7 protein-coding genes, 4 pseudogenes and 1 other annotated feature are annotated in these 8807 nt (G+C 58.0%); of the genes and pseudogenes, 6 read left to right on the forward strand and 5 right to left on the reverse strand.

Annotation, left to right across the window (positions count from 1 at the left end):
• Positions 1–242: 242 nt before the first annotated feature.
• A pseudogene (locus tag NKJ81_RS32795) lies at positions 243–891 on the reverse strand (IS3 family transposase); the annotation flags it as partial.
• Positions 496–612: a sequence feature (AL1L pseudoknot), on the reverse strand. Its footprint overlaps the pseudogene before it by 117 nt.
• Positions 892–1128: 237 nt before the next feature.
• Here NKJ81_RS32795 and NKJ81_RS31975 point away from each other — a divergent pair.
• Both NKJ81_RS31975 and NKJ81_RS31980 read left to right on the forward strand, forming a co-directional pair.
• Complete coding sequence (locus NKJ81_RS31975; RefSeq protein WP_352542911.1) at positions 1129–2289, forward strand: M24 family metallopeptidase; 1161 nt, start codon at positions 1129–1131, stop codon at positions 2287–2289.
• A gap of 222 nt (positions 2290–2511) precedes the next feature.
• Positions 2512–2779, forward strand: a pseudogene (locus tag NKJ81_RS31980) (transposase); the annotation flags it as partial.
• 116 nt (positions 2780–2895) lie between these two features.
• Here NKJ81_RS31980 and NKJ81_RS31985 read toward each other — a convergent pair.
• From NKJ81_RS31985 to NKJ81_RS32000, 4 genes are all read right to left on the reverse strand, one after another.
• Positions 2896–3141 (reverse strand): hypothetical protein, encoded by a 246-nt coding sequence (locus tag NKJ81_RS31985; protein ID WP_352542912.1) that lies wholly within the window; start codon positions 3139–3141, stop codon positions 2896–2898.
• Between the two features lie 57 nt (positions 3142–3198).
• Positions 3199–4032, reverse strand: a complete 834-nt coding sequence (locus tag NKJ81_RS32800; protein ID WP_502904364.1) for a reverse transcriptase domain-containing protein — start codon at positions 4030–4032, stop codon at positions 3199–3201.
• Positions 4033–4437: 405 nt separating this feature from the next.
• Positions 4438–5667 carry an ATP-grasp domain-containing protein gene (locus NKJ81_RS31995; RefSeq protein ID WP_352542913.1) on the reverse strand — a complete coding sequence of 410 codons (1230 nt, stop codon included), beginning with the start codon at positions 5665–5667 and terminating at the stop codon, positions 4438–4440.
• A 166-nt stretch (positions 5668–5833) separates the two neighbouring features.
• Complete coding sequence (locus tag NKJ81_RS32000; protein WP_352542914.1) at positions 5834–6109, reverse strand: IS66 family transposase; 276 nt, start codon at positions 6107–6109, stop codon at positions 5834–5836.
• A gap of 74 nt (positions 6110–6183) precedes the next feature.
• Between NKJ81_RS32000 and NKJ81_RS32005 the strand changes: the two are divergent.
• The 4 genes and pseudogenes from NKJ81_RS32005 to NKJ81_RS32020 all read left to right on the forward strand — a co-directional run.
• A pseudogene (locus NKJ81_RS32005) lies at positions 6184–6328 on the forward strand (transposase domain-containing protein); the annotation flags it as partial.
• Positions 6325–6889, forward strand: a pseudogene (locus tag NKJ81_RS32010) (transposase); the annotation flags it as partial. The pseudogenes NKJ81_RS32005 and NKJ81_RS32010, both read left to right, overlap by 4 nt.
• Positions 6890–7300: 411 nt before the next feature.
• On the forward strand, positions 7301–8299 hold the full coding sequence (locus NKJ81_RS32015) for a succinylglutamate desuccinylase/aspartoacylase family protein (RefSeq protein WP_352542915.1): 999 nt from the start codon (positions 7301–7303) through the stop codon (positions 8297–8299).
• A gap of 122 nt (positions 8300–8421) precedes the next feature.
• A partial coding sequence (locus tag NKJ81_RS32020; RefSeq protein WP_352542916.1) for an ABC transporter substrate-binding protein occupies positions 8422–8807 on the forward strand: 386 nt, incomplete at its 3' end.

Below are 8807 nucleotides of genomic sequence, written 5' to 3' on the forward strand. Positions count from 1 at the left end.
GCGACATATCGCCCCTATAGCTCCCGGCCCATTCGGCAATTGACGACGCGATATCGAGATTCGGCATATTCATTCAGCTTACTGATCAAGAGCTCGATCGTTTCTCAAGGAAAGGGCTTTAGCCGCATTGGCGGGGCAGCGCAGCTTTCTGGACCATTCGACTCAGCGTGCTTTCAGCAAGTGCATCCATGATGCCTCGGAGCAAACTTGGTGCCGATAACGCTACCAAACAATTGTATTGTCGTCACCGTCGTGCGGATCGGCTTTCCGCGGGTGATGCCTTCGAGGCCCATGGCCTTCATTAGGCGGGCAACCGTGCAGCGGGCGACATCGAAGCTCCCGCGCTGCAAATGCCGGCAGATCTTGCGAACGCCGTAGACGCGGAAGTTCGCTTCAACACGCGCCGCAACTCATCCTTCAAAGCCTCTCCCCCTTCGCCCGAGCCGACAGGCGGTAGAGATTGATGCGCCTGGCGAGATGGTTGTGGCAGGTCGACGGGGCGATCGGCAATACCTTGCAAATCGGCTCGACCCCATGCGCCTTGCGGTGATCGTCGATGAAGGCGGTCATGGCCTGAACCGGCGGTCGAACTCCGCCTGGGCAAAATACGCGCTCGCCTTGCGCACGATCTCATTGGCCTGCCGAAGCTCGCGGTTCTCACGTTCCAAAGCCTTGAGCTTAATCGCGACATCCGTCGGCACACCGGCTCGATGCCACTGTCGCGCTCGAACCTCTCCACCCGCTCATTGAGCGTCTACGCTGTGCAGCCGATCTTGGCGGCAATCGACAAGACCGCCGCCCAGCGCGAGGAATGCTCGCCTTATCCAGAACCAGCCGCACCGCGCGGGCGCGGACTTCGGGAGAAAACTTATTTGTTGTCCTGCTAGCCATGGCTCCGCCTTCCCAGGAGCTAGAGCCCCGATCAACCCGGCGCGATTCACGTTCCACTTTATGACGCCATCGCTTGGCCAGATGACTACGATATGGAAAATGCATTTGACCCAAGCCGCAGTTGCAGGCGATCCTCCCGATAGGACGACGGATGGTATCCGGGCGTGCGGATTGTCGGCGAACCTCCGGAGCGGAGGGCGCCTTTTAGACAAACCAGTGACCACTTGAGGTGATCTAATGACTAGTACATCTTCAGCAGTTCCGTTGACGGGCCTTCCGTTCCCAACGGCGGAGTACGAACGCCGTCTGCGGAAAGTATTCGAGGCGATGGAACGAGCTAACCTCGACGCTCTTTTAGTCACCGCTCACGGTAACCTTCAATATCTTAGCGGATACGACGGACGCGGTGCATACTTCATGCCGTTCCCATTGATTCTCACCCCGGGACAAAAGCCGACCTTGGTCGTCAGAGAGTTTGACTTAGCAAGTGTGCGTATAGGCAGCTGGGTAGATGAAATAGTTCCTTACAGGGAACAAACTGATTTCGCTCCAGTGTGCGCCGACGCCATTCGGAGACTTGGCTTGAAGGGTAGGATTGGCCTTGAGCTTGGTTGCTGGAATCTCGCGCCGGCGGACGTTAACGCGCTTCAAGCGAAACTTCCAGATATGAAATTCGTTGACGCGTCTCGTCTGGTAGCGAAGGTCGCAGCTGTTAAGACGAAGATGGAACTCGAAACTATGCGTTCCGCAATGAAAATGACAGACGTGGCTGTTCGCGTTTTCCAGCAGTCCCTACGTGAAGGCATTTCGGAGGCTGAAGTGGCAGCGAATATTGATCGCGAAGTCGAGCAAGCCGGTGGCGAGGTAAGGGCGGCTTCCTCAACATTAGTCTTCGGCGAGCGGACGAAGCTTCCACACGGCAGTCCCAAAAAGAATGCGATCAGAAACAACGAGCCGGCCTTTATGGAACTGGGGGGATATCAAAGCGGTTACGCCTGCGGCGTCGTGCGAAGCGCTATTCTTGGTCGGCACGCCGAGACTGAAAGTCTGCACGACCTCTCGATTGAAGTGCTGGAGGCGGTAATTTCTGTGATCAGGCCTGGCGCGACAGCCGGCGAAGTTGATGCCGCCGGCAGAAAGGTGCTCAATCGACATGGCCGTCCTGAGCTTCTTAACCACCGGGTCGGCTATCAAACTGGCATCAATTGGCTGGAGCGCGGTTACATAAGTCTTGAACCCGGCGCAGACGATATTCTTGAACCAAATATGACCTTGCATATGCCAATCATCTTGTGCGCGGAAAGTGGTTACTTGTTTGGAACCAGTGAGCACGTTCTTGTTACGGAGAAAGGCTCGGAAATACTAAGCAGCACACCTCACACGCTCTATCATGTATAAATTGAGCGCGCGTTCCTGCACTCGGTACCGCACAACGGCCACGCGCTGTATGTTGCCTACAGCGTGCGGGCGTTCATCATGAACCAACCGCCATGCGAAGGTACCTGCCGAGCCGGCGCACACTTGCACGCGTGTGGCGGTTCCGGACCGCGTCGCCCTAGGTACTTTGGCAGATTTTAGCGGCGTGGGAGTTCTTGTGCTTCCCAAGCGAGGGGATGCGTGATTCATGGGAGCTCGGCTTATGGAGAGCCGATCAATGGACGTGGACTGGCAAGCCGATCTCGATTTCTGGCTTGCGCCGTTTGTCGTGGTGCTACGGCACAAGACCAGGGCGCGGATGTGTCCGGCCTATATCACCGGGCTGATTGGTCCTGGAGACCGCAAGAGCGTTCAGCCGATGGCGGCGCGCGCTGGCGATGTCGGCTACGATCAGCTTCGTCATTTCGTCGCTGCCGGAGTTTGGGACAGCGCTCCACTGGAGGCCGCCCTGGGCGGTGGGTCTGTCGCGACGCCAGAACGTCTAGGTTAACAGCACGCTGCAGCAGCGCTCTCTCAGGGAGAGAACATGTCGTCGCGGTAATGATGTTGAAGCGACCGGCCTGCAGGTTAGGGAGAGCGAGCCCCAATTTCCGTCACCATCGGCTCGACCTTGGTGGCGCCCATCTTCTTCAGAATGTCGAGCGTCCTCGCAATGACCAAGCCGAGCGGTCGTTGCTCGCCCGGATAGGCCCAGGGAATTTCGTTGGAGAAGCCGATCCGGATCGTCTCTCCGTTCTCGGTCTTGCCGAGCGATGAAGCCCGAACTAACCAACGGTCAATTTGGAGCCAGCTTCCCGGATTAATAGATTGCACGAGACGAGCGCGTCATCAAACGAACGGGCTTTAACAGCGGAAGCTCCGTTTCGCCTTCTACGCCGAGACCCGTCGGCGGCGCGGGAAAGTGGACCAAGACAAGACCCTTGACACATTGGGGCCTCCTGCAACGATGCGAAGCGGGACCGTGCAATAACTGAGGGGTAACGCATTGTGCCGTTGGCGACCTGGTCTGCCTGGCGCCATCTCGCTACTAGACGTCATGTTCCGAGGGCCTGAGATCGGTGGCCCGCCCTTTCGTGCGATTAAGAGACGAGGGTTGCTCGGATAGGCCGAGCCGATCCTCACGCACGGAGGACGAGCCATGGGAGCGTATAGCGAAGCATTTGTCGCGTTTGATGTAGCCAAGAAGAAGCATGCGGTTGCGATCGCCGAGGGCGGCCGCACGGGCGAGGTCCGGTTCGTCGGCGAGGTCGAGAATAGTCCGGTGGCGATACCCGCCTTCAACCACTTCTGGATGAGGCGGATGATGCGTTTGTCGCCGATCCGATGTTCCAGGAAGCGGACCAGCCATGTCTGGCTGACAGCCCCAAAGAAGTTTTGGATGTCGGCGTCGATGATCCAGTTTACCTGCCGCTTGTCGATCGCTGTACACAGCGCATCCAACGCATCGTGCGGGCCTCTCCCGGGCCGAAATCCGTAGGAGAAGCCGCAGAAGTCACCTTCGTAGATGGCGTTGAGCACGATGACGGTCGCCCCTTGGACAATCTTGTCTTCCAGTGCCGCGATCGCTAGCGGCCGCCGCTTCCCGTCCGCCTTCGGTATATATGTCCGGCGCGACGGTTGCGGGCGATACGCTCCCCGATGAACTCGTTTATGCAAATCTACGAGCCGAGGCTCGAGGTCTGCCTCGTAGTCCTGCCACATCATGCCATCCACCCCGGGGGCGGCCTTGCGCCTGAGCGCGAAGAACGCCGTGCGAAATGCATCGAGAGGGAGGTGGTGGAAGAGCGCGGTGAACCGATCCTTTTTCCTCAGCCTTGCGGCTTTCCGTACGCGATCCAGCGAGGTCTAAAAGACCGCGCCGGATTGGTGAGGCACTCGCATAGCGCACCTCCCATATTGCCTTCCGCTATGAGGACAGCGTCGGCATCCGAGATAAGATCCCTTTCGCGGCTCAATGGCTGGCCTGCATGCTCCCCTACCGACGCTTCGCCAACATCCTCGCGGATGCCTGCGCACGGCTCGGGGCCGACGTGGATCGCTACTCCTTCATCGTAATGGACTTTCACCATCTACTCCTTGCCGGTCTCCCGGCGCACCCTCATAGGATCTCTAGTCGCAAAGGATCGCAAATGGTGTGATCGACCAATCGATCAAGTCGACGGCACGTTGGAGTATCGCCTCGGTCTCAGCATAGCTGGGTGAAGCGGCGATGACATGGCCGATGCAGTCTCGGTAATCGCCTGTCCTGACGATCGGCGTCTTGGGTTCAACATGCAATTTGACCTCGACGATACCTGGTTCGCCAGCCGCTGGGCTGTCGCCATCGATCCAATCGAGAATGCCATCGCGATCTGCGATCAGGTACCGCGCGCCCACAGTCTGCGAATGCCTTTTGCGCAAATCCCATTCCTCGCCGATGACGAGCTTAATGTGCTCGGTGATGAGATCGACACCATAAGCCAGCTGGACCATGTCGGGAGTGGTACCACCTCCAAGGCGCGGATTGACTTCAATGACGACTGGGCCACGCTTCGTCCACCGGAATTCAATATCGGTTGGCCCCCAGCCAAGGCTGAGAGCTCGCAAACAGCTTAGCGAAACCTCGGCGATACGCTCACGGTCGTCATCAGGCAGCGGGGCCGGGTGGGTGCACTCACGAAAGATGAAATGCGGGGGCGGGCCGAACTCAGCGGCGTAGATCCCGATGACCTCATTTCCCATTATGTCCGCGCCATACCAGGGGCCTTGTGCGAATTCTTCGACCAGTATCCGCGGCGCGGACCGCCATATGTGCTTCCCGCCCAACAGATAGGTCGTATTTTCGGCTAACTCGTCGACGTTGTGGCACAATCGGACACCGTAGCTGCCATTGCCTACGGTTGGCTTAAGAACCACCGGCAGGCCGATCTCCGCGGCAGAGCTTTCTACGTCCGCTGCGGTCGCTGCCAAGCGATAAGCAGGTATTGGAACGCCGGCCTCCGCGAGGAGCTGGCGCTGAGTGAATTTGTCGCAGCATCGTTCAATGGATGCGGGGTTCGGTCCGGGTAGAGCGAAATGCCGGCAGAGCTTGCCAACTGTCGCATAGACCGCCTCCCTGGCGCTTGTAATGCCGGCAATGTCATAGCTCGCACGCAGCCGGGAACATTCGCGGATCAGCGCATCGAGATTATTTGTATCGACACCGATTCCCTCACTCCCTCCCGCCGCAAGATAAGCATACTGAGCGGGATCAGCCGACAGGGTAATTGGATGAAGGCCAAGACGCTGGGCCGCTTGAACGTATAGCAGACCAGTACCCTGTGTGTTGCCTTCCACCAGGATGAGTGCTCTTTTGGCCATTGGTTGTTGCCCCCGAGGTTGCGTGCTGTGTGGCGGTCTGAGCGGAATCGGCATTAGCTTTTCCAGCCGTGCCTGACCTCAGACTTGCAGTGAACATACCGTTGTCAGCGATCTACGGTCGCAAACATTCTGTGAATTTGTTTAAAGGATTTGTTGCAACGTTTGGTTACCGGCAGTGGGCCAGGGGATAGGCGACCCGCCGGCCGGTTTCATCGGATTCGAGCACCGAACTCGACAGAAGACGGGCACGAATGCGGCGGGCCTGCGCGGCGAAAGCCCCAATCGCCGCGTCCAGCATGTTGATCAGTGCCCCCTCGCTGATCGTCAGGCCGTAAAGGTCATGGAGCAGCCGGGCCAGCCGTGCGAAGGCGATGCCGTACATGCAACGCAGGTAAATCACCAAGGCCCGCAGCTTCACTCCGAACGGCGAGTCGGACGGCATGTCGGCTGGCGGGGCGGCCTTGAACCGCGTGGCGCAGTGCGGACCCGCTCGGCATAGTTCGGCGCTCGGCATAGACCTGCAAGCTCAACGGCGTTGAGCCGCACGGCTATCTCGCAGATGTCCTCACCAGGATTCATTAACGGCCACCCTAATAGCCAGATCCGCGATCTCCTGCACTGGACCTACGTCAACAAGCCCGAGCTAAAGGCCGTAGCCTGAGAACAGCGGTCGCGATCATTGCGCCATTGCTGCCGGCAAAGTCGCGCGGTGTGCCTCGCGTCGATGATCGGCGCGTGCTGAATGGCATCCTGTAGCGATTCCGGACTTCGCCCTAGGCCGAAGTTCCAAAGCGATATGGGCCACCGACCACCTGCTACAACCACTTCGTGCGATGGCGAAAAGGCAGTTGTGTGTAGGACAGGCCTCCTGTCGCAGTGTTGGAGGCCTATGACGGCGACATCGTCATGATCGACTCTTGTTAAGCCCATGTCCACCAGCGCCCGGCCACGGAAAAAGGGGAGGGAGACGACGGCGGCATGGGACGTTACCGCGCGGGTCTCACCAGCATGATCCACGCACTTGTGGAGGCCGAAGGCCCCCCGTCTGCCTGCGCCTGACCGCCGGACAGGTTGCCGACGGCACGGAGGCAGAGACCTTGATCGACCTCCTCGGCGAGGGCGACAAAGGCTGCGACACCGAGGCATCCAGGCCAAGTTCGCAGAACGCAAGGCATGGGCCAACATCCTGCTAAAGGCTAACCGCAAGTGCACTTTCGCCTTCTGCAGATTTGGACAGCCGATATCAATGGAGAGTTCGCAATAGTCTACGCCAGGATTTTGGCGACCCAGGGCCGAATGGCCCACCCTATACAGGTGTAAACTGCCTTTTTTTCTCGCCGCTCAACCCCAGCAGAAGTACCGGTCTTTGTAGGCGGACAGGGCCGGCGATTCCCCTGCAAGTCGCGGCCGCTCTGAGTTTATCTCAAAACGAGATGGCGCCGATCCGCAAACTGAATTTGACGTCAATCGCCGCGACGGATCATAGTTCGGATGCACCTTCTTCGCGGTATCTCGCTGATAAACGCCGACTCCAATAGCGCGAGGCGCTTTAGATCCGTGAGTCGGGACATCCTGTGCCACAACGTCATTTAGAAAGTCTCGTCTCGCAAGCGACACCAATGAAAGCTGAACAATGAGCGAAGCACCACACCTTACGTTCGACCTCGAAAAGCCCGGCATGAGCAAAGGGCATCTTGTTGTACCAAAAGGCGCTGATTGCGAAGCTCTTTCGCTCCCGGTTTTTAGCCTCAACAAAGGCGAGGGGCCCCGGCTCCTGATCACCGGCGGATGTCACGGTAATGAACTCGAGGGGCCGATTATTGCGCGACGGCTTATTGAGTGGCTGCCCGAAGCGCAAACCTGTGGAAGGATCATCATTGTACCGGTGCTCAATCCACCGGCCTTGCAGGCATTCACCCGCAATACACCGATTGACGGATTGAACCTCAATCGAGTGTTTCCGGGCCGTGCCGACGGGTCGGTAACCGAACGAATCGCGGATGCGGTTTCCCGCATATTGTTGCCTACCGCGGACACCATATTTGATCTTCACAGCTATGGACCGGGGTGGGAATTTCCGCTGGTGAATACGACACATCCCATAGCTGATCCCGACCTCATGGCCAAGACGATTAGAATGGCAGAGGCGTTCAAATTACCCATGACGTTGATCTGGGAACACCCAGAAACGCCTGGAATGTTCGATACATTGGCCCAAAATCAGGGCAAGGTATTCGTTTGTCCCGAACTCGGTGGCGGCGAGGTTGGCGCCGAAGCTCTTGCAATATACGAAGCTGGGGTACGCAATGGACTCATCGCGCTTGGACTAGTCGAAGGAAAATCTGAGGATCTGACGTTCCGTCAACAGAAGTCCACCCAGGCACTTGAAACGCGGCGCTCGTCCGACGAGCTGTATTCGCCCGCGAGAGGCATTTTCGAACCTCGCTGTTCGATATTGGACGAAGTTAAGCAGGGAGGTCTCATAGGTATTCTGCATCCGATGGAATCACTGTCGGCCCGTTCCATTGATATCCTTGCGCCTGGCACATCCATCGTCTGCGGAATTCGATCCGGAAGCTATGTCGAAGTCGGCGAATTTATAGCGCTCCTGGGGCGCATATTAAATCACTGAAATGACATTCCGGCAAGGAATTCCGAGCGCAGCAAAGATAATTCGCTCACTGACAACGGTCAGAACATATTGCCTTGGACTGCAAAAACCGAACGAAATCGCTCAAAAAGGGGGACTGAAAGATGACGATCTCTCGACGCAATCTCTTTAAGGTGGGTATCGCCGCTGGAGCTGCTTTATCGATCCCTTCCGTCCAGCGGGCGCAGACATCACCGACTCCCGATCGGACGGTCCGCGTGGTGATAGAAAACCTCAGTGTGTTCGATCCGATCGCTTCAACGTCTGGCGGCACCGCCACCCATGCCTTCTTGGTATACGATACGCTGTTCGGGATTGACTCCAAGTTTGTGCCGCATCCGCAGATGGTGGGCAAGTGGGACGTTTCCGACGACAAGAAGACCTATACGTTCGAGCTCCGCGATGGTCTGGGGTGGCACGACGGCACCCCCGTCACTGCGGCGGACTGTGTGGCCTCGATCCGCCGCTGGGGCCAAGTGGCTCCTGGCGG

The organism is Mesorhizobium sp. M0018 (genome assembly GCF_040323955.1).
GTDB lineage: Bacteria > Pseudomonadota > Alphaproteobacteria > Rhizobiales > Rhizobiaceae > Mesorhizobium.

Coding starts and splice junctions, on each gene's coding strand:
- NKJ81_RS31975 (WP_352542911.1), top strand. CDS start 1,129: ATGACTAGTACATCTTCAGCAGTTCCGTTGACGGGCCTTCCGTTCCCA.
- NKJ81_RS32800 (WP_502904364.1), bottom strand. CDS start 4,032: ATGATGTGGCAGGACTACGAGGCAGACCTCGAGCCTCGGCTCGTAGAT.
- NKJ81_RS31995 (WP_352542913.1), bottom strand. CDS start 5,667: ATGGCCAAAAGAGCACTCATCCTGGTGGAAGGCAACACACAGGGTACT.
- NKJ81_RS32000 (WP_352542914.1), bottom strand. CDS start 6,109: ATGCCGTCCGACTCGCCGTTCGGAGTGAAGCTGCGGGCCTTGGTGATT.
- NKJ81_RS32015 (WP_352542915.1), top strand. CDS start 7,301: ATGAGCGAAGCACCACACCTTACGTTCGACCTCGAAAAGCCCGGCATG.